This window comes from Pseudomonas sp. TE3910 (genome assembly GCF_056279025.1).
In genome coordinates, this window is sequence record NZ_JBWBQN010000001.1 from 4,401,899 (window position 1) to 4,428,213 (window position 26,315).

Below are 26,315 nucleotides of genomic sequence, written 5' to 3' on the forward strand. Positions count from 1 at the left end.
TGCCGGTTTCACGTCTGCAGCGTGCATCCGGTGCGACTGCTACGTTTCCCTTGTTCGGCTGTTTGAGCCTGACAACCCAGGAGTGTCTGGTTTGATCGTCTTTCGTTATCTGTCTCGCGAGGTCATGCTGACCTTGAGTGCCGTCAGCGCCGTGCTGCTGGTTATCATCATGAGCGGGCGCTTCATCAAGTACCTGGCTCAGGCCGCACAGGGCCTGCTCGACCCGAGCGTATTGTTCATGATCATGGGGTTCCGCTTGCCGGGTTTCCTGCAACTGATCCTGCCGCTTGGCCTGTTTCTGGGCATTTTGCTGGCATACGGCCGGCTCTACCTGGAAAGCGAGATGACCGTGCTCGCCGCCACCGGGATGAGCCAGCAGCGCCTGCTGGCGATGACCATGGCACCGGCCTTGCTGGTGGCCTTGCTGGTTGCCTGGTTGAGCCTGGGCCTTGCGCCTCAGGGCGTTGCGCGGGTGGCACAGATCATCAATGAACAGGACGCCTTGACCGAGTTCGACACCCTGGTTCCGGGACGCTTCCAGACCCTGCGTGACGGTTCACGTGTTACCTATAGCGAGCAGCTATCCGATAACCGTGAGAATCTGGGCGGGGTGTTCATTTCCGAGAAACGCGTCTCCCAGGACAAGAGCAAGGACCGCGGCCCTTCTGTGCTGGTGGCCGAGAAGGGGCGTCAGGAAGTGCAGGCGGATGGCAATCGTTACCTGATCCTGGAAAACGGCTACCGCTATGACGGTAATCCGGGGCAGGCCGATTACCGCATCATCAAGTACGACACCTACGGGGTGCTGTTGCCCAAGCCGGAAGTCAGCGAGGAAGTGACTGATCGGGAAGCAATCCCGACGTCGAAGTTGCTGGGTGCCAAGACCCTGCGCGAGCGCTCCGAGTTGCAATGGCGGATTTCGTTGCCATTGCTGGTGTTTGTCGTGACCGTGCTGGCCGTGCCGCTGTCGCGCGTCAATCCGCGGCAAGGACGTTTCCTCAAGCTGCTGCCGGCGATTCTTTTGTATATGGCGTATCTGACAATGTTGATCGCTGCGCGTGGTGCCCTGGAAAAAGGCAAGCTGCCGATCGCCTTGGGGCTTTGGTGGGTGCATGGCTTGTTCCTGCTCATCGGCCTTGGGTTGATGTACTGGGAGCCGTTGAAGCTCAAGCGTGCTGCCCGCCGTGCGGAGGTGGCCCGTGGTTAAACTCGACCGTTACATCGGCAAGAGTGTGTTCCTGGCAATTATTGCCGTATTGGGGATCATTCTCGGCCTGGCCTCGCTGTTTGCCTACATTGATGAAATGAGCGACATCAGCAACACCTATACCCTGATGGATGCGGCTAGTTTTGTGCTGTTGACCGCGCCGCGTCGGCTCTACGACATGCTGCCGATGGCAGCACTGATCGGTTGCCTGATCGGTCTCGGCAGCTTGGCCAGCAGCAGTGAGCTGACCATCATGCGCGCGGCTGGCGTGTCTATTGGCCGTATCGTCTGGGCAGTCATGAAGCCGATGCTGGTGCTGATGCTGGTCGGCGTGCTGATTGGTGAGTACCTGGCCCCGGTCACCGAAAACAAGGCCCAGGCCGAGCGCTCCCTGGCGCAGGGCGGTGGTGAGGCGCAGTCTTCCAAACGCGGTATGTGGCATCGTCAGGGTGATGAGTTTGTCCACATCAACAGCGTACAGCCCAACGGCCTTTTGTATGGCGTAACGCGCTACCGCTTCGACAGCGAGCGCCGCATGCTGACGTCCAGCTTTGCGCGCAAGGCCCAGTATCAGAACGATCACTGGTTGCTCAGTGGCGTCACCACCACGCACTTCCGCGGCGACAGCACTGAAGTGCTCAAGAGCCCCGAGGAGCGTTGGGATGTGGCGGTTACCCCTGAGTTGTTGAATACGGTGGTCGTTGCCCCGGACTCGCTCTCTATTTCCGGGTTGTGGGACTACATTCACTACCTGTCCGACCAGGGCTTGAACAACGCTCGCTACTGGTTGGCGTTCTGGACCAAGGTGATGCAGCCGATTGTGACGGCGGCGCTGGTGCTCATGGCGGTGTCGTTCATCTTTGGCCCATTGCGTTCGGTGACCTTGGGGCAGCGGGTGTTTACCGGCGTGCTGGTGGGGTTCACCTTCCGGATTGCCCAGGACCTGCTGGGGCCGTCCAGCCAGGTGTTCGGTTTCCCGCCATTGTTGGCGGTGCTGATTCCGGCAGGTATCTGCACGTTGACAGGGGTATGGCTGTTGCGCAGGGCCGGTTAAGCCGTAACGCGTATGAAAAAGCCGACCTTGGGGTCGGCTTTTTCATGGGCGACTGATCACGGTTTCAGCGCTCAGGCCTTTTCCTTGCCCTTCTTGGGGATGCGCACCAGCTGACTGTCGGAATACATGTCATGCCAGCTGCGCTTTTGTTTGTCGATCAATACCCAGAAGAAACCCAGGCCCAGGCACAGCCAGGAGGCGATGGAGACAACAAAGCGCAACAGTGCCTGCCACAGGCCGATGGCGCTGCCATCTGCGTTTTGTACGCGAATCCCCCAGACCTGCATCCCCAAGGTCTGTCCACCGTGGGTCCAGAATTTGGCGAAGAAGCCAAACAGCATGAACACCAGAATGGTCGACAGCAGCGGGTCGGTGTCCAGGGCGCCAGCATCGGTCAGTTCGCGCATCCGCGCCTCCCCGATGAAGGCCATCATGATCATCTTGTAGACCAGGGTGGTGACCATCAGCAGCGCTGTACACAGCAGGAAATCGTAGAACATTGCCGCAAGGCGACGCCCCAGGCCGACGGCTGGGAAATCGCCCTGAGGCTTCAACAGGTGCTTGGGCATACAAGAAGCCCTCCTTGCGCAAAACGCCCATTCTACGGAATAACAGGCACAAAAAAGCCCCTGCTGTTGCCAGCAGGGGCTTTTTATCGGGAAATCAATTTTCCGCGATAACTTCGTCAGCCTGCATGCCTTTTTGGCCCTGCACGGCGATGAAGGTAACTTTCTGGCCTTCTTTCAGGCTCTTGAAGCCGTTGCCCTGAATAGCGCGGAAGTGTACGAACAGATCCGGACCGCTTTCTGGAGTGATGAAACCAAAACCTTTTTCGTCGTTAAACCACTTGACGGTACCGCTCTGACGAGTCGACATAGCTTATTTCCTTTGGAACTTAGAATTAGTAACAGCTTCTTTCAAATGAAAGAGTACTGGGCTGGGTTGCAGGAAAGTAAGAGACGTCGAACGGGTTGTAGCAAATCTCAGAGCTACTGCCCAGGTCACGAACCATAGCGACCCATGCAAACACAGTGAACAGACAATACGCTAACTTTGAAGACAAAAACAAGCCCTGAAAAGCGCCGGATTTTGACCTTTTTAGCCGCTGCTTGGGCGATTTTTTCTGGTGCATTCCAAGCGGTTTTTCGGCTGTGTTCACATGTTGTGAAACGCGTTCGGTTACGAAAATCTCGAACGCGTTTCATCACGCTTCTGGGCGGGTATCAGCCGCGGTAGTAGCGTTGGGCAACAAAAGGCATCTTGCTGACTTTCATCGCTACGCGTTTGCCACGCACGATGGCCCACACAGGGGTATCCAGAGCGGCATGTGCAGTGTCCAGGTAGCCCATGGCTACAGGGGCGCTCAGGCTCGGGCCGAACCCACCGCTGCAGACACGGCCAATGACGCTGCCGGCTTCATCGACAATCTCGGCGTCCTCGCGGACAGGTGTGCGCTCTTGGGGCAGCAGGCCGACCCGCTTGCGTGCAACACCGTCTTGCTGCTGAGCGAAGATCCGCTCGGCACCCGGGAAGCCGCCCGCACGCGCGCCATCGGCACGGCGTACTTTGGAGATGGCCCAGAGCAGGCTGGCCTCGATGGGGGTGGTTTGCGCGTTCATGTCGTGGCCATACAGGCACAGGCCGGCTTCCAGGCGCAGTGAGTCGCGCGCACCCAGGCCGATCGGCGCCACTTCCGGCTCAGCCAGCAGGCGACGTGCCAGGGCGTCGGCATTGGCCGCCGGTACGGAAATTTCAAAGCCGTCTTCACCGGTATAGCCGGATCGGCTGACGTAGCAGTCCACACCCAGCAACTGCACGCTTGTGAACTGCATGAAGGTCATGCCCGCGACTTCGGGTGCCAGGCGCTCGAGTACCTTGACTGCCGCCGGGCCCTGCAGGGCCAGCAGGGCGCGTTCCTCAAACAGGGGCTGGATTTCGCACTGGTTGCCGATGTGCTGGCGCAGGTGCGCCAGATCCTGCTCCTTGCAGGCCGCATTGACCACCAGGAACAAGGTGTCGTTGCCCAGGTTGGCGACCATCAGGTCGTCGAGGATACCGCCCTGTTCGTTGGTGAACATGGCGTAGCGCTGCATGCCTACCGGCAAGTCGATGATGTCCACCGGCACCAGGCTTTCCAGTGCCTTGGCGGCTTCACTGCCCGTCAGGCGGATCTGGCCCATGTGCGAGACATCGAACAACCCGGCCTGTTCACGGCTGTGCAGGTGCTCTTTCATCACCCCCATTGGGTACTGCACGGGCATGTCGTAGCCAGCGAAGGGCACCATGCGTGCGCCCAGTTCCAGGTGCAGGGCATGCAGTGGGGTGGTGTGCAGTGTTTCGGTGGACATTGATGACTCCTTGGGACTTGAGAAGGGGTGTCAGCATTCGATGATGTTGACGGCCAGACCGCCGCGGGCGGTCTCCTTGTATTTGCTTTTCATGTCGGCGCCGGTCTGGCGCATGGTGCGGATAACTTTGTCGAGCGAGACGAAATGCTGCCCGTCGCCACGCAAGGCCATGCGTACCGCATTGATCGCCTTGACCGAGCCCATGGCATTGCGTTCGATACACGGCACCTGAACCAGCCCGCCGATGGGGTCACAGGTCAGGCCGAGGTTGTGTTCCATGCCGATTTCGGCGGCGTTCTCGACTTGCTGCACACTGCCGCCCATCACTTCGCAGAGGGCACCGGCGGCCATCGAGCAGGCCACACCGACCTCGCCCTGGCAGCCGACTTCGGCGCCGGAGATCGACGCGTTTTCCTTGTAGAGAATGCCAATGGCTGCGGCGGTGAGCAGAAAACGCACAACGCCGTCTTCGTTGGCACCCGGGATAAAGCGCATGTAGTAGTGCAGCACTGCCGGAACTATGCCGGCGGCACCGTTGGTCGGTGCGGTAACCACGCGCCCGCCAAAGGCGTTTTCCTCGTTGACCGCCAGTGCATAGAGGTTGACCCAGTCGAGCACCGAGAGCGCATCACGCAGGTTCGCTTCCGGGTGCTGACACAGTTGCCGGTACAGCGCGGCGGCCCGGCGCTTGACCTTGAGCCCTCCCGGCAGGATGCCTTCATTGCGACAGCCAGCGGCCACGCAGTCCTGCATCACCTGCCAGATTCGCAGCAGGCCGCTGCGGGTTTCGCTTTCCGGGCGCCAGGCGGCCTCGTTGGCCAGCATGACCTGGCTGATCGAGAGGTTCTGCGTGGTGCAGTGGCTGAGCAGTTCCTTGGCGGTCTTGAACGGCAATGACAGCACCGTGCGGTCCTCGACGATGCGGTCGGCCCCGGCTGCATCGTCGTCCACGACAAAGCCGCCACCGACCGAGTAGTACTCGCGGCTGCGAATTTGCAACCCGGCAGCGTCGAAGGCGCGGAAGATCATGCCGTTGGGATGGTAGGGCAGCGGTTTGCGAATCATCGCCAGGTGCTGCTTTTCAATGAACGCGATGCTGTGTTCACCCAGCAGTTTCAGCTGTCCGCTGCTGCGGATGGCCTGCAGGCGAGCAGGAATGGTTTCGGTATCGACGTTGTCGGGATGCTCGCCTTCCAGGCCGAGCAAAACCGCCTTGTCGCTGCCGTGGCCCTTGCCGGTGGCACCGAGCGAGCCGTGCAGCTCGACTTTGACGCTGGCGGTGGCGCCCAGCAGGTGATCGCGGCGTAACCCTTCGGCGAAGCGCGCAGCGGCGCGCATCGGGCCGACGGTGTGGGAACTGGAGGGGCCGATGCCAATCTTGAACAGGTCGAAGACGCTTAGTGACATGGTCGTGCCCTCAGGGGTGGGACGGTTGCAGGAGCCGGTTGTGCCGGCTCCTGCCGTTCAGGCATCAGGCGTCCTGATAGCTCTCGATCGACGGGCAAGCACAGACCAGGTTACGGTCGCCGAACACGTTGTCGACCCGGCCAACCGGCGGCCAGTACTTGGCTTCGATCAGCGTTGGCAGTGGGTACACCGCCTGTTCGCGGCTGTAGCCATGTGCCCATTCACCCACCAGTTCGGCTGCCGTGTGTGGCGCGTTCTTCAGCGGGTTGTCGTCCTTGTCCAGGCTGCCATTTTCTACCGCGCGGATCTCTTCGCGGATGCAGATCATCGCGTTGCAGAAGCGGTCCAGTTCTTCCTTGGACTCACTCTCGGTAGGCTCGATCATCAACGTGCCGGCTACCGGGAAGGACATGGTCGGTGCGTGGAAGCCGAAGTCGATCAGGCGCTTGGCCACATCGTCAACGCTGATACCGCTGCTGTCCTTGAGTGGGCGCAGGTCGAGGATGCATTCATGGGCAACCAGGCCATTGCTGCCGGTGTACAACACAGGATAGTGCTCTTCCAGGCGACGGGCGATGTAGTTGGCGTTGAGGATCGCCATCTGCGAGGCGCGCTTGAGGCCGGCACCACCCATCATGCGAATGTACATCCAGGTGATTGGCAAAATGCTCGCGCTGCCGAACGGTGCGGCGCAGACCGCGCCTTCCTTGCGCGCCATGTGTCCGTGGCCTGGCAGGAACGGTGCCAGGTGGGCCTTGACGCCAATCGGACCAACGCCCGGGCCGCCACCGCCGTGCGGGATGCAGAAGGTCTTGTGCAGGTTCAGGTGCGACACGTCGCCACCGAACTTGCCAGGGGCGCACAGGCCGACCATCGCGTTCATGTTGGCGCCGTCGATGTACACCTGGCCGCCGTTGTCATGAATGATTGCGCAGATCTCGCCAATGGCTTCCTCGAACACGCCATGGGTCGACGGGTACGTGATCATCAGCGCGGCGAGGTGTTCGCGGTGTTCGATGGCCTTGGCGCGCAGGTCGTCGATATCGACGTTGCCGCGGGCGTCACAGGCAGTGACGACCACGCGCATACCGGCCATGTGCGCAGTGGCTGGGTTGGTACCGTGGGCCGACGACGGGATCAGGCAGATGTCACGACGATCGTCGCCACGGCTCTGGTGGTAGGCGCGAATGGCCAACAGGCCAGCGTACTCGCCCTGAGAGCCGGCGTTAGGCTGCAGCGATACTGCGTCGTAACCGGTGGCGGCGCAGAGCATGGCCTCCAGCTCGTCAGTCAGTTGCTGGTAACCCTGGCTTTGTTCGGCCGGGGCAAAGGGGTGCAGGTTGCCGAACTCTGCCCAGGTGATCGGAATCATTTCGCTGGCAGCGTTGAGCTTCATGGTGCAAGAGCCCAGCGGAATCATGGTGCGGTCCAGCGCCAGGTCCTTGTCGGCCAGCTTGCGCAGATAACGCATCAGCTCGGTTTCGCTGTGGTAGCGGTTGAACACCGGGTGCTCGAGGATCGCTGACTGGCGCAGCAGTGCTGTTGGCAGGCGCGATTCGACGCGGGCTGCCAGTGCGGCGAAGTCTGGCAGTGCCTGGCCGTTGGCAAACAGCGCCCAGAGTGTTTCAACATCGGCCTGACGGCTGGTTTCATCCAGCGACAGGCCCAGGCGCTGGGCGTCGATCTGGCGCAGGTTCAGCTGTTGGGCGCGGGCGCGCTCATGCAGCGCAGCGGTGTTGCTGCCGGTGGCCAGGGTGAGGGTGTCGAAGAAGCTCTGTGGCTCGACGGTGACGCCCAGTGCCTGCAAGCCGGCAGCGAGGATGGCGGTCAGCTGGTGGGTGCGCTCGGCGATCTGCTTCAGGCCTTGCGGGCCATGATAGACCGCGTACATGCTGGCGATGTTGGCCAGCAGTACCTGAGCAGTGCAGATGTTGCTGGTGGCCTTCTCGCGGCGAATGTGCTGCTCGCGGGTTTGCATGGCCAGGCGCAGTGCTGTCTTGCCGAAGCGATCGATGGACACACCGACCAAGCGGCCTGGCATGTCGCGCTTGAAGGCGTCGCGGGTGGAGAAGTAGGCGGCGTGCGGGCCGCCGAAGCCCAGCGGAACACCAAAGCGCTGGGCGCTGCCGATGGCCACGTCGGCACCGAATTCGCCTGGTGGCGTCAGCAAGGTCAGGGCCAGCAGGTCAGCGGCGACCGCGACCAGGGCATTGGCGGCGTGGAAGCGTTCGGTCAGCTCGCGGTAGTCGAAGACCTCACCGTTGCTGGCCGGGTACTGCAGCAGGGCGCCGAAGAACGCGCTGACGTCGCTGAGCTCGCGCTCGTCGCCAACCACCACGTCGATACCCAGCGGTTCGGCGCGGGTGCGCAGTACGTCGAGGGTTTGTGGGTGGCAATGCACGGAGGCGAAGAAGGCATGGCTGCCTTTGTTCTTGCTCAGGCGCTTGCAGAAGGTCATGGCTTCGGCAGCAGCGGTGGCTTCATCGAGCAACGAGGCGTTGGCAATCGGCAGGCCGGTCAGGTCGCTGATCAGGGTCTGGAAGTTCAGCAGGGCTTCCAGGCGGCCTTGGGAAATTTCGGGTTGGTACGGGGTGTAGGCGGTGTACCAGGCCGGGTTTTCCAGCAGGTTGCGCAGGATCGGCGCAGGGGTATGGCAGTTGTAGTAGCCCTGGCCAATAAAGGTCTTGAACAGTTGGTTCTTGCTGGCGATGGCCTTGAGTGCTGCCAGTGCGTCTGCTTCGCTCTGGCCGGCGCCAGCATCGAGCACGCTGGTGCCCTTGATGCTGTCGGGAATCACGCTGGCGCTCATGGCGTCCAGCGAATCAAAGCCCAGGGTGGCAAGCATGCTCTGCTCGTCGCTCTGGCGTGGGCCGATGTGCCGGGCGATGAATTCGTTGGCAGTGCCGAGGTTGATAGTCATGGCGGCTCCTCAGGCGTCGGCGCTGGCTTTGATCAGGCGGTCGTAGGCGTCCTGGTCGAGCAGTTGCTCGACGGCGCTGGCATCGGCCGGGATGAAGCGGAAGAACCAGCCTGCGCCCAGTGGGTCTTCGTTGACCAGCTCAGGGCTGTCTTCCAGGCCGTCGTTGACGGCAACGACTTCGCCGTCGAGTGGCATGTAGACACCACTGGCGGCCTTGACCGACTCGACGGTAGACGCTTCGGCGCCTTTTTCGTAGTGCTGCAGTTCCGGCAGTTGCACATAGACCACATCGCCCAGCGCGTTCTGGGCGAACGCGGTGATGCCAACCGTGACGCTGCCGTCAGCTTCGACACGCAGCCATTCGTGATCTTCGGTAAAACGCAACTCGCTCATGGGAATTCCTCGGGGGACACGGTGACGGGCCGGTTACGCAACCAGGCCTAGGACTGGTAACTCCTTAGCAATTTTGTGGCCACTTCTATAATTTCCTTTTAAATCAATGACTTATGATTTTTCATGAATACGGGATGACACAGCTGTAGCGAAATCGCTACAGCCGGGGTGCGAGAAAAAAGCTCAAAGGGATCAAAACCTTGCGTTGTAGCGCAAAAACCGTACTGTATCGAAATCGTTACGCCGTAGCGTTTTCAGTACGCTGAATGTCGCTTTCAGTGCTTTCCGGGGATGCCGTACTTGCGCAGGCGATGGGCGATGGCCGTGTGCGAGGTCTGCAGGCGGTTGGCCAACTGCCGGGTGGAAGGGTAGGTGGCATAGAGTTTTTCCAGCAGGCTGCGTTCGAAGTCTTCCACGGCCTGTTCCAGGCTGGTCACTTCGCCATCCTGTTCGCGGGCCACAGACGTGCCGGCGATGTCTAGGTCGCCGATGTCCACCAAGCTGCTTTCGCAGATCGCGGCGGCGCGGAAGATCACGTTCTGCAATTGCCGCACGTTGCCAGGCCAGTGGTTGCTGAGCAGGGCAGGGTACGTTCCGGGGGCCAGACGGCAGAGCGGACGCTGGATCTGGGTGCAGGCCTGTTGCATGAAATAGCGGGCCAGCAACAGGATGTCCTGGCCGCGCTCGCGCAGTGGCGGTACTTGCAGGTTCAGCACGTTCAGGCGGTAGAACAGGTCCTCGCGAAAGGTACCCTCGGCGACCATTTTCTCCAGGTTGCGGTGGGTGGCGCTGAGGATCCGCACGTTGACCTTGACCTCACGGTCGCCGCCCACCCGGCGAAAGCTGCCATCGTTGAGAAACCGCAGCAGTTTGGCCTGCAGGTAGGGTGACATTTCGCCGATCTCGTCGAGAAACACCGTACCCTGGTTGGCCAGTTCCATCAGCCCCGGTTTGCCGCCACGCTGCGCACCTGTAAAGGCCCCGGGGGCATAGCCGAACAGTTCGCTCTCGGCAAGGTTCTCCGGCAGGGCAGCACAGTTCAGGGCCAGGAACGGTGCAGTGTGTCGGCTGCTGATGGCATGGCAGGCGCGGGCCACCAGCTCTTTGCCGGTACCGGTTTCGCCATGGATCAGCAGCGGTGCGTCCAGGGTGGCGACCCGCAGTGCGCGGGCCTTGAGCGTACGGATCGGCGGTGAGTCTCCGAGCAGCGCATCGAAGCCTTCGGCGTGGTCGTGATGCAGGGCCGACAGGCGCTCACCGATGCGGTTGGGTTGGTACAGGGTCAGCAAGGCACCGGCATTGGTGATCGGGGTGGCGTCGAGTAGCAGGCTCTGGCCGTTGAGGACCATTTCACGCATGGGCAAGCGAAAACCGTTTTCGAGCAAGGTATCAAGCAGGCCGGGGTCGCCGAAAAACTCCCCCACCGAGCGCCCCGCCGGCTCCTGGCCGCAGAGCGCAATCAGCGCCGGATTTGCCAGCAGGACAGTACCTGCACTGTCCAGGGCCAGCACCGGGTCGCTCATTGCCGCCAGCAGTGCATCCAGTTGCAAGTGCCGACGCTGGCCGGGGAGGATGTCGACGACCTTCACCGTTTGCACGCCGCGTACATTGAGCAGGGCGTCGTGCAACTCCTCGAGTACATCGGGGCTCAAGGTCGGCGCATCGATGTAGACGTTGGGCGGCACCATTTCCACGGCATCCAGGTTCAGATGACGGGCACCGAGCAAGGCCAGGACTTCCTGGGTGATACCGACGCGGTCGATGAAGCTGACGTGGATGCGCATGGTGCGTTAACGGGTCTGTACTGCCGGGGGAGGCTAGTATGCCTTGCGCCTGCGATACGGTCGAATCGCTGGCAGGTGTGTGCCCATTACCACGCTGGCGATGAGGTCCTGACGGCTAGGCGAGATGTTCCGGTTTGATCGGGTCTCCGGGTTTTACGTCGAGCTGTCGGCGCACGTCTTCGAATACCTGGTCGTAGTAACTGTGCATTGAGCCGATGCCTGCGGTTTTGGGCATGCCGTATTGTTGGGCGATGCGTGTTGCATGGCGGGCAAAATCGAACGCCTGATCTTTGGGCAGGAAGAACGGCTCCTTCAAGGTATTGCCCTCGATTGTGCCGTGAAGGGTAAAGAGCATGCCTTTACCTTCCTTGGGGTCGTGCGTGACTTCATAGTCAAGACACAGGTTGTAGCTGTAGTCATCCTTGTTCAGCGCATGGCGCTCGAAATGCAAATGACCGGGTTCAAACTTGGCCATGGTGTGCTCCTTTGGGGTTAGAACTGACGGGCGCGCACGCCCGTCACACGGGTCAAAGGTAGCGGATACCGGCTGTGGCCGTGCTGACGCGAGTGCCTGCAGTACCTTTGACGATGTCTTCAATGTCGGCCAACGATCCGATGACCGCCACTTTGCCGGTGTTGCGTGCAAAATCGCAAGCTGCCTGCACCTTTGGTCCCATAGAGCCGGCGGCAAAACCGAGTTTTTCCAGTTCGTCCGGGTGCGCCTGGGCGATGGCTTTCTGGGTCGGCTTGCCGTAGTCGATGAACGCCGCACTCACATCCGTAGCAATCACCAACAGGTCCGCTTCCAGTTGTTCAGCCAACAGGGCCGAGCACAGGTCCTTGTCGATCACGGCCTCGATACCCTGGAGCTTGCCGTTGGCATCGTACATCGTTGGGATGCCGCCTCCACCGGCACAGATCACGATACTGCTCTTTTCCAACAGCCATTTGATCGGGCGAATTTCAAAGATGCGCTTGGGTTTTGGGCTGGCGACCACGCGCCGGTACTTGTCGCCGTCCGGGGCGATGGCCCAGCCTTTCTCCTTGGCCAGGCGCTCGGCGTCTTCCTTGCTGTAGACCGGGCCGATCGGTTTGCTCGGATGCTTGAACGCCGGGTCATTGGCATCAACTTCGACCTGGGTAAGCAAGGTGGCGAAGGGCACTTCGAAATCCAGCAGGTTGCCCAGTTCCTGTTCGATCATGTAACCGATCATGCCCTCGGTTTCGGCCCCGAGCACATCCAGCGGGTAGGGGGAAACCGACGTGTAAGCCGCCGCCTGCAGCGACAGCAGGCCCACTTGCGGGCCATTACCGTGAGCGATGACCAACTGGTTGCCGGGGTGAACCTTGGCGATCTGTTCGGTGGCAATCCGGATATTGGTGCGCTGGTTGTCCGCAGTCATTGGTTCGCCACGGCGCAGCAGAGCGTTACCGCCCAATGCAATAACGATACGCATGGTGATGTCCTTTTAGCGAAAGGGGAGGAAGCACGTTGGCTGTTTGGCAACCGTCACGTGTGGGGGCAGGCAACGCTGCTCCCACACGTGCTTCAGGACGAGGACCTACAGGTCTGCCAGGGTCGACACCAGGATTGCCTTGATGGTGTGCATACGGTTTTCCGCTTGCTCAAAGGCAATACAGGCTGGCGACTCGAAGACGTCGTCGGTCACTTCGATGCCGTTTGCCAGGTGCGGGTACTGCTCGGCGATCTGCTTGCCGACCTTGGTGTCGGCGTTGTGGAAAGCCGGCAGGCAATGCATGAACTTGGTCCGAGGGTTGCCAGTGGCTTTCATCAGTTCGGCGTTGACCTGATACGGCAGCAGTTGCTGGATGCGTTCGCCCCAGGCTTCGACGGGCTCACCCATGGACACCCAGACGTCGGTATGGACAAAGTCGACGCCCTTGACGGCCGCTTTCGGGTCTTCGGTGAGGGTGATACGTGCACCACTTTCTTCGGCGAATTTCTTGCAGCGAGCCACCAGGTCATCATGTGGCCACAGGGCTTTGGGCGCGGCAATGCGCACATCCATGCCCAGTTTGGCGCCGATCAACAGCAGCGAGTTGCCCATGTTGTTGCGGGCATCGCCCAGGTAGGCGTAGCTGATGTCGTGCAGCGGTTTGTCGCTGTTCTCACGCATGGTCAGTACGTCGGCGATCATCTGGGTCGGGTGATACTCGTCGGTCAGGCCGTTGAACACCGGTACGCCAGCGTACTTGGCCAGTTCTTCGACGATCTCCTGCTTGAAGCCACGGTACTCGATGGCATCGTACATGCGCCCGAGCACGCGGGCGGTGTCCTTCATGCTTTCCTTGTGGCCGATCTGCGAGGAGTTGGGGTCGATGTAGGTCACGTTGGCGCCCTGGTCGTAGGCGGCCACTTCAAAGGCGCAGCGCGTGCGGGTCGAGGTTTTCTCGAAGATAAGCGCAATGTTGTTGCCTTTGAGGTGCTGCTGTTCGGTGCCGGTGTACTTGGCGCGCTTCAGGTCGCGTGACAGGTCAAGCAGGTAACGCAACTCGCGTGTGGTGTGGTGTTCCAGGCTCAGCAGGTTACGGTTGTGGATGTTGAACGCCATGATGATTCTCCTTGGATTCGGTGATCGGCCCGGCCAACGCCGGGTAGGCGTGGTCGGGGTGATGGTCGTTTAGTAATCGATCGGGTCACGTACGATTGGGCAGGTCATGCAGTGGCCGCCGCCACGGCCACGGCCCAATTCGCCAGCGCTGATGGTGATGACTTCGACACCGGCCTTGCGCAGCAGGGTGTTGGTGTAGGTGTTACGGTCATAGCCAATGACCACACCAGGCTCCAGGGCCACCACGTTGTTGCCGTCGTCCCACTGTTCGCGCTCGGCAGCGAAGCTGTTGCCACCGGTTTCCACAACGCGCAGTGCTTTCAGGTTCAAGGATTCGGCTACGACATCAAGGAAGGATTTGTTCTCCCGTCGTACGTCCAGGCCGTAGCTGTTCTTGCTGTCTGGACGGATGATGAACGGGATGATTTCCTTGACCACCTCCGGGAAGACCGTGACCAGGTCGCGGTCGCAGAAGCTGAACACAGTGTCCAGGTGCATCGCTGCACGGGATTTAGGCAGGCCGGCGACCACGATTTTCTCTGCGGCGCCCTTGGCGAACAGCGATTGCGCGAGTTGGCCGATGGCTTGGCGCGACGTACGCTCACCCATGCCGATCAGAACCACGCCGTTGCCGATCGGCATCACATCGCCGCCTTCCAGCGTTGCCTGGCCATGGTCCTTGTCCGGGTCGCCGTACCAGATTTCAAAGTCGGCGTTGATAAACTCCGGGTGGAACTTGTAGATGGCGGTGGTCAGCAAGGTTTCCTGGCGTCGGGCCGGCCAGTACATCGGGTTCAGTGTCACGCCGCCGTAGATCCAGCAGGTGGTGTCCCGGGTGAACTGGGTATTGGGCAGCGGTGGCAGCAGGAAGCTGGAGTGGCCGAGGTAGTCGCGGTACATCTTGATGACGCTGGCGCCTTCACTTTCTGGCAGGTCTTCACCGGCCACGCCGCCGATCAGGAATTCGGCCAGCTTGCGGGGCTCCAGGCTTTCCAGCCAGCCGCGCACTTCATTGGTCAGGCCGACGCCGACGGTGTCCGGGGTGATCTTGCGGTCGAGAATCCACTTCAGGGCTTCGGGGTTTTGAATGGTTTCGGTCAACAGGTTGTGCATTTCCAGCACTTCAACACCGCGCTCACGCATCTTGGTGACGAAGTCGAAGTGATCACGTTTGGCCTGGTTGACCCAGATGACGTCATCGAACAGCAACTCGTCGCAGTTGCTCGGCGTCAGGCGCTGATGCGCCAGGCCGGGGGAGCAAACCATCACTTTGCGCAGTTTGCCGGCTTCGGAATGTACGCCGTACTTAACTTTTTCCGTGGACATGGCTTATTTCCTCCAAGTTGCGAATACGGGGGTTACAGGGTCAGGAAGCCGTCATACAGGCCGTAGGCTGCCACCAGGGCGCCGACGATCACGGCGGCGAAAATCAACTTCTCCACGTTTGTAAAAATGGGTTGGCCGACTTCATGCTTGGCCTTGGCGAACAGAATCACGCCAGGGGCATAGAGCAACGCCGAGAGCAGCAGGTACTTGACGCCGCCGGCGTACAGCAGCCAGATCGCGTAGATCAAGGCAATCGCACCGATGAACAGGTCCTTCTTGCGCTCGGCCAAGGCTTGTTCATAGGTTTCATTGCGTACCGCCAGCAGCACGGCATAGGCTGCCGACCACAGGTAAGGCACCAGGATCATCGAGGTGGCGAGGTAGATCAGCTTCAGGTAGGTGCTGGCAGAGAACAGGGTGATGACCAGGAAAATCTGCACCATGGCATTGGTTAGCCACAGGGCATTGGCCGGTACCTGCTTGGCGTTCTCACGGCGCAGGAATTCCGGCATGGTGTGGTCCTTGGCCGCTGCGAACATGATTTCGGCGCACAGCAACACCCAGGACAGCAGCGCGCCCAGCAGCGAGATGACCAGGCCTACACTGATCAACACCGCGCCCCAGTGACCGACCACGTGCTCAAGCACCGCCGCCATCGACGGGTTTTGCAACTTGGCCAGTTCGGGCTGCGTCATGATGCCCAGCGACAGCACGTTGACCAGCACCAGGAAGAGCAGCACGGTAATGAAACCGATGACCGTGGCCTTACCCACGTCCGAGCGTTTTTCTGCCCGCGCCGAGAAGATGCTCGCGCCTTCGATACCGATGAACACCCAGACGGTGACCAGCATCATGTTGCGCACCTGGTTCATCACGCTGCCCAGGTCCGGGTTCATGCGGCCCCAGATGTCAGCGGTGAAAATGTCCAGTTTGAAGGCAAAGAGGGTGATCAGAACAAACAGCACCAGTGGCACCACCTTGGCGACGGTGGTGATCAGGTTGATGAAGGCCGCTTCCTTGATCCCGCGCAACACCAGGAAGTGTACGGCCCAGAGCAGGATTGACGAGCCGACGATCGCGGCAGGCGTGTTGCCCTCGCCGAAGATCGGGAAGAAATAGCCCAGGGTGCTGAACAGCAGCACGAAGTAGCCGACGTTACCTATCCAGGCGCTGATCCAGTAACCCCAGGCCGATGAGAAGCCCATGTAGTCGCCGAAGCCGGCCTTGGCATAGGCATACACCCCGCCGTCCAGATCCGGTTTGCGGTTGGCCAGGGTCTGGAAGACGAAGGCCAGGGTCAGCATGCCGACTGCGGTAATAGCCCAGCCGATCAGAATTGCACCGACATCAGCGCTGGCGGCCATGTTTTGCGGCAGTGAAAAGATACCACCGCCAATCATTGAGCCCACCACAAGTGCGACTAGCGCACCGAGCTTTAGTTTTCCAGGAGCGTCTGACATTGGATAACTCCATTCCAGCAGAAGAGAGAGGCCAGCATAAAATCGGCGACTTTTGGATGAACTGATTCAGGTCAGTTCATGGCTGCATTCCATTGTTGTTCAAATAGTTAGGCGGTGTATTCCTGTCTGTTTTTGAAGTGCTGAAGCCCCCGTCTGGCTGGGCTTTCATGGGTTTTTAGAGCATTTTATCTAGGGTGATTCGAGATTTGACGCTAGCCCCTTTTTCGGGATTCGCAAATTTTTGTCGGGAGAAATTCCTATTAAGTTGATGGAGATCAAGTGCTGTTCAAAACTATTGTTTTAATGCCGTTGGTATAGATGCGCCAGTTATTAGCGCTCTGGTTTGAATGCGTCATTACCTATAAACACGCACGGAACAAATGCCGTTAATTCAGGGTGCATCGCCAACGTTACAAATGCGGGACAGGGCGGGATGTCCGAAGGCTCGGCGCTGGGGAAGGCAACCGCTATCGGTTGTATGTCGGGGAGGAGGTATTGCCGGTGCCGGGGCTTTGCTGGCGTGCGCAGATGCGACCTGGGGTCGATGCTGCGGACGCCAGCATGGGCTAGAGGGTCAAACCTTGAACTGCTCGATCAAGGCCATCTGTTGCGAGGAGAGGGTGTTGAGTCGATTGCTGATTTGCGCCGACTCGGCCGCCTGGCCGGTCAGGGTTTCGGTGACACCACGAATTGCCGAGACGTTGCGGTTGACCTCTTCTGCCACTGAGCTTTGCTGTTCGGCGGCGCTGGCGATCTGAAGGTTCATGTCGCTGATGACTGTCACCGCTTCGCTGATGCGGTTAAGGGCTGCGACGGCCTGATGAATCTGCCCGGCGTTCTCCTGAGCCTTGCCTTGGCTTGCATGCATGGTTGCGACCACGCTGCGGGTATTGCTCTGGAGGCGTTCGATCACCTGGCGAATTTCTTCCACGGACTCCTGGGTGCGCTTGGCCAGGTTGCGCACTTCATCGGCGACCACGGCGAAGCCACGGCCACTCTCACCGGCACGTGCGGCCTCAATGGCGGCATTGAGGGCCAGCAGGTTGGTTTGTTCGGCAATGCTGCGAATGACTTCCAGTACAGAGCCGATCTGTTCGCTGTTGGCCGCCAGGGTTTCGACTTCGCCAACCGCCTTGCTGACATCCTCGGCCAGCAGGGCGATGTCACGGGTGCTGCGCTCGATGATTGCACTGCCGTCCTTGGCGGACTGATCGGCACCACGGGCGGCATTGGCAGCGCTTGCGGCACTGTTGGCGACGTCATGGGCGGTGGCGCTCATTTCATTGGAGGCGGTGGCCACCTGGTCGATTTCGCGGAACTGCACCTGCATGCCGTCGCTGGTACGTTGGGCGATGGCTGAGGACTGGTCGGCGGTGGCGCGTGCTTGAGTGATGCTCTGTTTGATCTGGGCGATGATCGGCTGCAGCTTGTCTAGGAAGCGGTTGAAGCCGCCGGTCAGTCGTCCCAGTTCGTCCTGCCGGGCATAGTGCAGGCGTTGGGTCAGGTCGCCGTCGCCGCTGGCGATGTCTTCAAGCATCGCGGCCACGCTGTTCAGTGGTCGGGTTACGCCGGTGGCGGTCATCCAGATCACCAGCAGGCCGCCAAGACCGGCCAGGGCTGCGAGCAACAGAACCTTCAGGGTGCCGCTGGTACGGGCCTCTTGCAGCACCTTTTGCAGTGCACTGGCATCGGCTAACAGTACGTCTTTTGGCAGGTCGATCAACACCCCCCAAGGTTTGCTGCCCGGGATCGGTTCGACCGGGTACAGGGCGCGAACCATTGTCCCCTGCTCGATGACGTGAGGGCGTTTGTCGGTAAGCCTTTCCAGTGCCTGCCGACCTTCCTGGCCAAGGGCCTGCTCAATACCTCGGCCGACTTTGCTGGCGTCATTGCTGTTGGCGGCGAGCAGGCCACCTGAAGAAACGACCAGCAGGTGGCCGGCACCGTCGAACAGTTCACGCTGGGCGGCGCTGGCAGCGGTTTGCAGATCGTCCAGCGCCATGTCGACGCCGGCCACACCAATCACCTTGCCGTCGCTGAGCAGCGGTACGGTGATGCTGGTCATCAGCACTTTTTTGCCGCCGACGGTATCTTCATAAGGTTCCAGCAGGCAGGGCTGGGCGCTGTTGAAAGTGCAGGTGTACCAGCTGTTGTAAGGGGTACCGCTGAGGTTGAGCTCGGTTTTGGCCAGGTCGCCTTCGACAATCAGTGTGTTCAGTGCGGTGCCCTGGGCGCGGCTCCAATAGGTGGCGAAGCGCCCGCTGTCGTTGCCGCCATTTGCCAGTGTATTGACGAACGCGCTGTCGCGGCCGTCCAGGGCATTGGGCTGGAACACCAGCCAGAGGCCGAGGATGTCGGTGTTGCGATTGAACGCGGTCGCCAGGCTTTGGCTCAGGGCGGCGCGTACACTGGCCGCGTCCATCGTCTGGGCCTGGCCCAGCTTGCGAAGGTCCAGCGCCTGGTCGCCGACGCCAGTGGCCAGGGTCAGCTTGTTGCTGAAGGTGCGTTTGAGCAGCTCGGCCTTTTCACCCGCCCGCGCTTGCAGCAACGCCTGTACGTTGCGGGTGAGCATGGTGCTGCTGGCTTTATCGACCAGTTGATCGCTGTCGTGGGACTGGTACAGGTTGATGCTGACGACCAGGGCAACGACCCCCAGCAGGCAGAGGCCGGAAAGCAGAACGATTTTCAGACGAATCGAAAGCGTGTCGAACATGAACGTACTCGCAAATGAACGGGTCGTTGAAAAGCCGAGTTGCTCGGCGCTGTTCGCCAGATGAGTTCAGCGATATCGGTGTATCGGCAGGGCCTTGTTAGACTTTAGTCGTATGCGGTGGGCGGTCATCTGTTTGTCACAGAAACCTGTTCCGGGCGTGACCAGATCCACAGGTTGACCAGGGCCATGCCCGCGAGGGCGCAAAACAGCGGCCAGCGATGTTCGAGCATTACCAGCATCAGTGCGCTGCACAGCAGCATGCTCACGGAGGCGCTGAACTTGGTCTTGCGGGTTATCACCTTGCCGTTGTGCCAGTTGTGCAGCATGGGGCCGAACAGGCGGTGATTTTCCAGCCAGTGGCTCAGGCGCGGGGAACTGCGGGTGGCGGCCCAGGCAGCGAGCAGAATGAACTCGGTGGTCGGCAGGCCGGGAACGAAAATGGCAATCAGGCCAATAGTCAGGCTTGTATAAGCCAGTAGGCCGAACATCAGGCGGGACAACTTGGAGGCGGGTGGGCGAGGCATGGGCGCTTTGACTGTGCGGGTAGGGCCCGGTTGCCGTCAGTGGCGATAGCGGGCTTGAAGGGAGCTTCGTCGCGCAGTTTGCGGCCTTTGGCGATGAAGATCCAGCACGTCTTGGCTTGGCTGCTTGTGCTTACAGGGGGGGCAGGTGCGGCAGGGGTATGGCTGCGGGCCGCGAAAGGGAGGCGCTCCCCTTCGCGTTGTTATCGCCTGCACCGACTCATTGCGCGTTGCACAGCGCCAGGCAGTTATCCAGCATGCGGTTGGAGAAGCCCCACTCATTGTCGTACCAGGCCAGCACCTTCAACAGCTTGCCGTTGGCCTTGGTGTGGTTGGCGTCGAAAATCGATGACAACGGGTTGTGATTGAAATCGCAGGAGACCAGCGGCAGGTTGTTGTAACCGAGGACCTTCGAGTGTTGGCTGGCTTCCTTGAGCAGGGCGTTGACCTCTTCGGCACTCGCCTCGCGCTTGAGGTTCACCGTCAGGTCGACCAGCGACACGTTGATCACGGGTACCCGCACCGCCATCCCGGTCAGCTTGCCGGCCAGTTCCGGCAACACCAGGCCCACCGCCTCGGCGGCACCGGTCTTGCTCGGGATCATCGATTGGGTGGCCGCGCGGGCGCGGAACGGGTCGCTGTGGTACACGTCGGTAAGGCTCTGGTCGTTGGTGTAGGCGTGGATCGTGGTCATCAGGCCTTGCTCGATGCCCAGTTCGCGGTGCAGCACTTGGGCCACCGGTGCCAGGCAGTTGGTGGTGCAGGAGGCGCTGGAGATGATCTGGTGCGATTGGCGCAGAATGTCGTGGTTGACGCCATAGACGATGGTGGCGTCAGCGCCCTTGGCCGGTGCCGAGATAATGACTTTGCGTGCCCCGGCAGTAAGATGGGCGGCCGCCTTGGCGCGGTCGGTGAACAGCCCGGTGCATTCAAAGACCACATCGATGGCCTCGGCCTTCCAGGGCAGCTCGGCAGGGTTGCGAATGGCGCTGACGGCAATGCGGTCACCGTTGACGGTCAGGCTTTCCTGATCGGACGCCACGCTGGCCTCGAATATCCCATGGACGCTGTCGTATTTGAGCAGGTGAGCGTTGATCGCGCTGTCCCCCAAATCGTTGATGGCGACGACCTGCAGGTCCTGGCGGTAGCCTTGGGTATAGAGTGCACGAAGAATGTTGCGGCCGATGCGGCCAAAGCCATTGATTGCAATTCGTAGGGTCATGGAGCTGCCTCTTGCAGACCAGGTGAAGCCCGAGATGCGAGTGAACACTTCACTGAATCTGATTTTGTTGTTGGAATAACAAGATTATTCCTAAAAAAATAGAAAACAAGCCTTTTTGATGGCAGTATTTTGTTCGATATACAACGAGTGACCTGGCAGGTCGTCCTCCTGATACGACCGATCCCCTGTACAAGAGCCTAGGCGGGGATTGGCGATAAGGGAAACTGCTGCACCGGTCGCAACCACCGCTAGCCTGGAGTCCAGTACATGCATCCGCGCATCCTTGAGGTCACCGAACGGTTGATCGCTCGCAGTCGTCCTACCCGCGAGCGCTACCTGCAACTGATTCGCGGGGCCGCCAGTGACGGACCGATGCGAGCCAAGCTGCAGTGCGCCAACTTTGCCCACGGTGTGGCCGGCTGCGCCCCTCAGGACAAGCAGAACCTGCGCCTGATGAACTCGGCCAACGTCGCCATTGTCTCGGCCTATAACGACATGCTCTCGGCGCATCAGCCCTACGAGCACTTCCCGGAGCAGATCAAGCAGGCATTGCGCGAGGTTGGATCAGTCGGCCAGTTCGCAGGCGGTGTGCCGGCAATGTGCGATGGTGTTACCCAAGGTGAGCCTGGCATGGAACTGGCCTTGGCCAGCCGCGAGGTGATCGCCATGGCAACCGCGGTGGCGCTCTCGCACAACATGTTTGACGCAACGCTGTGCTTGGGGATCTGTGACAAGATCGTTCCCGGATTGATGATGGGTGCGCTGCGTTTCGGTCACCTGCCGACGATGTTCGTCCCGGGTGGGCCGATGCCGTCGGGGATCTCCAACAAGGAAAAAGCCGACGTACGCCAGCGTTATGCTGAGGGCAAGGCCAGCCGCGAAGAGCTGCTGGAGTCGGAGATGAAGTCCTACCACAGCCCCGGCACCTGCACCTTCTATGGCACTGCCAACACCAACCAGTTGCTGATGGAAGTGATGGGGCTGCACTTGCCGGGCGCTTCGTTCGTCAACCCCTACACGCCACTGCGTGATGCCCTGACCGCCTATGCGGCGCAACAGGTCACGCGGATGACCAGGGCCAGCGGCAACTTCATGCCCTTGGGCGAAATCGTCGACGAGAAGGCGCTGGTCAACTCCATCGTGGCGCTGCACGCCACTGGCGGTTCGACCAACCATACCCTGCACATGCCCGCCATTGCGCAGGCGGCCGGTATCCAGCTGACCTGGCAGGACATGGCCGACCTCTCCGAAGTCGTGCCGACGCTGTCGCATGTCTACCCCAACGGCAAGGCCGACATTAACCATTTCCAGGCCGCTGGCGGCATGGCGTTCCTGATTCGCGAGCTGCTCGATGGCGGCCTGTTGCACGAGGACGTCAACACTGTTGCGGGGCATGGGCTGCGCCGCTACACCCAGGAGCCGTTCCTTGATGAGGGCAAACTGGTCTGGCGTGACGGCCCTGCGGCCAGCCTGGACGAGAGCATCCTGCGACCACTGGCCCGTCCGTTCTCGCCTGAAGGCGGTTTGCGGGTCATGCAGGGCAACCTGGGGCTGGGCGTAATGAAAGTCTCGGCGGTGGCCCCGGAGCATCAGGTGGTCGAAGCCCCGGCGCGGGTGTTCCATGATCAGCAGGCATTGGCCGATGCCTTCAAGGCCGGCGAGCTGGAGCGCGACTTTGTCGCGGTGATGCGTTTTCAAGGGCCGCGCAGCAATGGCATGCCGGAACTGCACAAGATGACGCCGTTTCTCGGTGTGTTGCAAGACCGTGGCTTCAAGGTCGCGCTGGTCACCGACGGGCGCATGTCTGGCGCCTCGGGCAAGATCCCCGCGGCTATCCACGTTTGCCCGGAAGCCTTCGATGGCGGCCCGCTGGCGCGGGTACGCGATGGCGACATCATTCGTGTCGATGGTCATACGGGTACGCTGCTGGTGCGTGTCGATGAGGCCGAGCTGGCGGCAAGGCCGCTGGCGCAAGCCCCAACCGGCAATGACCTGGGCTGTGGGCGCGAGCTGTTTGGCTTCATGCGCCATGCGATGAGTTCGGCGCAGCACGGCGCCAGTGCCTTCACCGCGTCACTGGAGGCGCTGAAATGAAGCGTGCGCTGGTGGGCGACATCGGTGGCACCAATGCCCGTTTTGCCTTGTGGGAAAACGATCGGATGCACTCGGTAAAGGTCTATCAGACCGCCGACTACACCAGCCCGGAACAGGCCATCGACGCTTACCTGAGCGACCATGGCCTGGCGCGTGGCGCCTTGGGCGCTGTGTGCCTGGCCGTCGCAGGGCCTGTAGACGGCGATGCGTTTCGTTTCACCAACAACCACTGGCGGCTCAGCCGGCAGGCATTCTGCAAGACCCTGCAGGTGGATGAGCTGCTGCTGATCAACGACTTCTCGGCCATGGCCCTGGGCATGACCCGATTGCAGCCCGGCGAGTTTCGCGAGGTGTGTGCCGGGCAGGCCGAGGCGTTGCGCCCGGCGGTGGTCATCGGCCCAGGCACAGGCCTGGGCGTCGGTACCCTGCTGTCATTGGGCGAGGGGCGCTGGATGGCTTTGCCGGGCGAAGGCGGCCATGTCGATCTGCCGGTCGGTAATGCCCGTGAAGCGGCGATTCGCCAACAGATCGAGCGTGAAATCGGCCATGTCAGCGCTGAAACCGTGCTCAGTGGCGGCGGTTTGCTGCGCTTGTACCAGGCGATCTGCGTATTGGATGGCCATCGTGCAGTGCTGCATACCCCGGCTGCGATCACCGAGGCGGCTCTGGCTGGCGAGCCGTTGGCGTGTTCGGTAATTGAGCAGTTCTGTCGCTTCCTGGGGCGGGTGGCGGGCAACAATGTACTCACCTTGGGCGCACGCGGTGGTGTGTACATCGTTGGCGGCGTGATTCCGCGCTTCGCCGAACTGTTCCTGAACAGCGGTTTTGCCGAGTGTTTTGCTGACAAGGGCTGCATGAGCGGCTATTTCAAGGACGTACCGGTATGGCTGGTGACGGCCGAATTTTCCGGCCTGCTCGGCGCCGGTGTCGCCTTGCAGCAGAAACAGGCCTGAGGGCTTAAGCGTGCAGCGGGCAACAAGACCCGCCAAGGATCAATTCATTGAGTACTGCCGGTAAGTCGATCCTGTTGGTCGATGATGACCAGGACATTCGTGAACTGCTGCAAGCCTACCTGAGCCGTTCAGGCTTTGCTGTGTGTGCGGTGGCCAACGGTCAGGGGTTTCGTCAGGCATTGGACGAGGGTGGCCATGATCTGGTGATCCTCGACGTGATGCTCCCAGATGAAGATGGTTTCAGCTTGTGTCGCTGGACTCGCCAACATCCGCGCCAGTCCCAGGTGCCGATCATCATGTTGACGGCCAGCTCCGATGAGGCCGATCGGGTGATTGGCCTGGAGTTGGGGGCCGACGATTACCTGGGCAAGCCGTTCAGCCCGCGCGAGTTGCAGGCGCGTATCAAAGCCCTGTTGCGCCGAGCCGGATTTGCTCAGGAGCGTAACGGCGGCGAGGTACTGGCGTTCGATGAGTGGCGGTTGGACACGGTCAGCCACCGGCTGTTTCACCGCGACGGTGAAGAGGTGATTCTGTCGGGGGCGGATTTCGCCTTGCTCAAGCTGTTTCTCGATCATCCACAACAAATCCTCGACCGCGACACCATCGGCAATGCGACCCGTGGTCGGGAACCGATGCCGCTGGACCGGATTGTCGACATGGCGGTCAGCCGCCTGCGTCAGCGTCTGCGTGACACCGACAAACCACCCCGTTTGATTCGTACCGTTCGCGGCAGCGGTTATCTGCTGGCAGCCCATGTCGCGCCTGCGCACTGAGCGGCGCTGGCGCCTGCCGTGGCCGCGTTCGCTGCTCGGACGCATGCTGCTGTTGACGTTGTTGGCGGTGTTGCTGGCCCAGGGGCTGGCCAGCCTGATCTGGCTCTCGCAGCTGCGGGCCAGCCAATTGGAGGGCTTGGTGGCCAGTGCGCGCAGCCTGGCTCACTCGATGACCGCCAGCGTCAGCTACTTTCGCTCGCTGCCTGTGGCCTATCGGCCGATGGTGCTGGACCAGTTGCGTAGCATGGGCGGTACCCGTTTCGTAGTGTCGCTCAACGACCGTCCATTGGACATGCAGATGTTGCCGGCCACACCGCGCAAAAAAGCAGTGATCGAAGCCGTGGAACAGGTGTTGCGCCAACGCCTGGGTGAGCAGATGAGTATCTCTGTGGAGTTCGTCAGCCCAAAGGAACTGCGGGTGTTCAACAGCGGCCTGAAGTTGGACGAACTGCCGCGATCCTGGGCGCATTATGCGCTGACCCTGGCGCCACTTGATCCGCCGGTGCTGGTGACACAAATCGGTTTGGCGCCGGGTGAGTGGCTGTACATCGCCTCGTTGTTGCCTGAGCCGTACACCAGCCTGGAAGAGGAGGGCGTGCCGGGTCAGCAGATCGGTTTCATGGTGCTGACCAGTACCTTCCTGTTGCTGTTCATCGGTGTACTGGTGCATTGGCAGAGCCGTCCGTTGAAACGCCTGGCGCGGGCGGCGCGGGACCTTTCGTTAGGGGCGGCCGAGGTAGAGCCGGTGGTCGAAGGCGGTGGCAGCGAAGTGGTCGAGGTAGGCCGTGCCTTCAATGCCATGCGCGAGCGCATCAGCCGTTATTTGACGGAGCGCAGCCAGTTGTTCAGTGCGATTTCCCATGATTTACGCACCCCGATCACCCGTTTGCGGCTGCGGGTCGAGCTGTTGGATGACGAGCACGTGCAGCACAAGTTCAGCCGTGACCTGGATGAGCTGGAGATGCTGGTCAAGGGCGCGCTGCAGTGTGTGAAAGATACCGACATCCACGAGAACATCGAACCGATCGATCTGGCCCAGGCGCTGCATGGCCTGATCGAGCCCTACTTGGGGACCGGTCAGGTCACCCTTGAGGGGCAGGTGCTGGCGCCATACCCCGGCAAGCCGCTGGCGCTGCGCCGGTGCATGGGCAACCTGATCGACAATGCGCTCAAGTACGGCCAGCGTGCGCACCTGCGGATCGAGGACAGCGATCAGGCGTTCGTGCTGCATGTCGATGACGAGGGCCCTGGCGTGCCCGAGCAGCGTCTGGAGCAGGTGTTCGAACCACACTTCAGGCTGGCCGGGCAGCAGCAGGGTTATGGCCTTGGCCTGGGGATCGCCCGCAATATTGCTCACAGTCATGGCGGCGAGCTGACCCTGCAAAACCTGCGTGAAGGGGGGCTGCGGGTCACCCTGCGCCTGCCGCGAACCGGTGATTGAGTTCACTGAATTGGCGGTCGGCCGGGACAGGGCGGCGCTTGCACAATGTCACTGTTTGGTGACATTCGCGCATCCCTTCGTTACGTCCAGCGGGCGGGCCTCTGGTTAGACTGCCATGCAGCGCAA

The 26,315-nt window shown here is 61.0% G+C and carries 21 protein-coding genes and 1 pseudogene; 6 read left to right on the forward strand and 16 right to left on the reverse strand.

Features of this window, described 5'->3' with window-relative positions:
• Positions 1–91 precede the first annotated feature (91 nt).
• Complete coding sequence (gene lptF, locus ACZ9H3_RS20105; RefSeq protein ID WP_330522034.1) at positions 92–1,207, forward strand: LPS export ABC transporter permease LptF; 1,116 nt, start codon at positions 92–94, stop codon at positions 1,205–1,207.
• A complete protein-coding gene (lptG, locus tag ACZ9H3_RS20110) occupies positions 1,200–2,261 on the forward strand; it encodes an LPS export ABC transporter permease LptG (protein ID WP_065760172.1) in 1,062 nt (353 codons plus the stop codon). The genes lptF and lptG overlap by 8 nt, the downstream gene beginning before the upstream one ends.
• 71 nt (positions 2,262–2,332) lie before the next feature.
• Here lptG and ACZ9H3_RS20115 read toward each other — a convergent pair whose 3' ends face one another.
• From ACZ9H3_RS20115 to gap, 16 genes and pseudogenes are all read right to left on the reverse strand, one after another.
• Positions 2,333–2,830, reverse strand: coding sequence for an RDD family protein (locus tag ACZ9H3_RS20115; RefSeq protein ID WP_065760171.1), 498 nt, complete (start codon positions 2,828–2,830; stop codon positions 2,333–2,335).
• A gap of 94 nt (positions 2,831–2,924) precedes the next feature.
• On the reverse strand, positions 2,925–3,137 hold the full coding sequence (locus ACZ9H3_RS20120; protein ID WP_065760170.1) for a cold-shock protein: 213 nt from the start codon (positions 3,135–3,137) through the stop codon (positions 2,925–2,927).
• Positions 3,138–3,484: 347 nt separating this feature from the next.
• Complete coding sequence (gene gcvT / locus ACZ9H3_RS20125; RefSeq protein WP_065760169.1) at positions 3,485–4,609, reverse strand: glycine cleavage system aminomethyltransferase GcvT; 1,125 nt, start codon at positions 4,607–4,609, stop codon at positions 3,485–3,487.
• 30 nt (positions 4,610–4,639) lie between these two features.
• On the reverse strand, positions 4,640–6,016 hold the full coding sequence (locus tag ACZ9H3_RS20130) for an L-serine ammonia-lyase (RefSeq protein WP_476222211.1): 1,377 nt from the start codon (positions 6,014–6,016) through the stop codon (positions 4,640–4,642).
• A gap of 64 nt (positions 6,017–6,080) precedes the next feature.
• Complete coding sequence (gene gcvP / locus ACZ9H3_RS20135; protein WP_065760167.1) at positions 6,081–8,936, reverse strand: aminomethyl-transferring glycine dehydrogenase; 2,856 nt, start codon at positions 8,934–8,936, stop codon at positions 6,081–6,083.
• A 9-nt stretch (positions 8,937–8,945) separates the two neighbouring features.
• Positions 8,946–9,329, reverse strand: coding sequence for a glycine cleavage system protein GcvH (gcvH, locus tag ACZ9H3_RS20140; RefSeq protein WP_330522038.1), 384 nt, complete (start codon positions 9,327–9,329; stop codon positions 8,946–8,948).
• 275 nt (positions 9,330–9,604) lie between these two features.
• Entirely contained in the window at positions 9,605–11,113 is a 1,509-nt protein-coding gene (locus ACZ9H3_RS20145) for a sigma-54-dependent transcriptional regulator (RefSeq protein ID WP_099773651.1), read from the reverse strand.
• A 115-nt stretch (positions 11,114–11,228) separates the two neighbouring features.
• Positions 11,229–11,588, reverse strand: a complete 360-nt coding sequence (locus ACZ9H3_RS20150) for a DUF5064 family protein (RefSeq protein WP_476222214.1) — start codon at positions 11,586–11,588, stop codon at positions 11,229–11,231.
• Positions 11,589–11,640: 52 nt separating this feature from the next.
• Entirely contained in the window at positions 11,641–12,570 is a 930-nt protein-coding gene (arcC, locus tag ACZ9H3_RS20155) for a carbamate kinase (protein WP_065760163.1), read from the reverse strand.
• A 105-nt stretch (positions 12,571–12,675) separates the two neighbouring features.
• Positions 12,676–13,686 carry an ornithine carbamoyltransferase gene (locus ACZ9H3_RS20160; RefSeq protein ID WP_065760162.1) on the reverse strand — a complete coding sequence of 337 codons (1,011 nt, stop codon included), beginning with the start codon at positions 13,684–13,686 and terminating at the stop codon, positions 12,676–12,678.
• A gap of 69 nt (positions 13,687–13,755) precedes the next feature.
• On the reverse strand, positions 13,756–15,012 hold the full coding sequence (arcA, locus tag ACZ9H3_RS20165) for an arginine deiminase (RefSeq protein ID WP_065760161.1): 1,257 nt from the start codon (positions 15,010–15,012) through the stop codon (positions 13,756–13,758).
• Positions 15,013–15,044: 32 nt separating this feature from the next.
• On the reverse strand, positions 15,045–16,472 hold the full coding sequence (gene arcD, locus ACZ9H3_RS20170) for an arginine-ornithine antiporter (RefSeq protein WP_454240827.1): 1,428 nt from the start codon (positions 16,470–16,472) through the stop codon (positions 15,045–15,047).
• Between the two features lie 574 nt (positions 16,473–17,046).
• On the reverse strand, positions 17,047–17,802 hold the full coding sequence (locus ACZ9H3_RS20175; protein ID WP_371917225.1) for a methyl-accepting chemotaxis protein: 756 nt from the start codon (positions 17,800–17,802) through the stop codon (positions 17,047–17,049).
• A gap of 102 nt (positions 17,803–17,904) precedes the next feature.
• Positions 17,905–19,185, reverse strand: a pseudogene (locus ACZ9H3_RS20180) (methyl-accepting chemotaxis protein); the annotation flags it as partial.
• Positions 19,186–19,310: 125 nt separating this feature from the next.
• Positions 19,311–19,709 (reverse strand): YbaN family protein, encoded by a 399-nt coding sequence (locus ACZ9H3_RS20185; protein WP_065760158.1) that lies wholly within the window; start codon positions 19,707–19,709, stop codon positions 19,311–19,313.
• 217 nt (positions 19,710–19,926) lie between these two features.
• Positions 19,927–20,928, reverse strand: coding sequence for a type I glyceraldehyde-3-phosphate dehydrogenase (gene gap / locus ACZ9H3_RS20190; protein ID WP_099773652.1), 1,002 nt, complete (start codon positions 20,926–20,928; stop codon positions 19,927–19,929).
• A 267-nt stretch (positions 20,929–21,195) separates the two neighbouring features.
• Here gap and edd point away from each other — a divergent pair, with 267 nt between their 5' ends.
• Genes edd through ACZ9H3_RS20210 form a run of 4 tightly spaced genes read left to right on the forward strand, consistent with a single transcriptional unit; the run spans position 21,196 to position 26,189 of the window.
• Positions 21,196–23,022, forward strand: a complete 1,827-nt coding sequence (gene edd, locus ACZ9H3_RS20195; RefSeq protein WP_476222219.1) for a phosphogluconate dehydratase — start codon at positions 21,196–21,198, stop codon at positions 23,020–23,022.
• Positions 23,019–23,975 carry a glucokinase gene (locus tag ACZ9H3_RS20200; RefSeq protein WP_454240830.1) on the forward strand — a complete coding sequence of 319 codons (957 nt, stop codon included), beginning with the start codon at positions 23,019–23,021 and terminating at the stop codon, positions 23,973–23,975. The genes edd and ACZ9H3_RS20200 overlap by 4 nt, the downstream gene beginning before the upstream one ends.
• A 47-nt stretch (positions 23,976–24,022) precedes the next feature.
• Complete coding sequence (locus ACZ9H3_RS20205) at positions 24,023–24,748, forward strand: response regulator (RefSeq protein ID WP_065760153.1); 726 nt, start codon at positions 24,023–24,025, stop codon at positions 24,746–24,748.
• Positions 24,729–26,189 (forward strand): ATP-binding protein, encoded by a 1,461-nt coding sequence (locus ACZ9H3_RS20210; RefSeq protein ID WP_476222221.1) that lies wholly within the window; start codon positions 24,729–24,731, stop codon positions 26,187–26,189. Before ACZ9H3_RS20205 ends, ACZ9H3_RS20210 begins: the two co-directional genes overlap by 20 nt.
• Positions 26,190–26,315 lie beyond the last annotated feature (126 nt).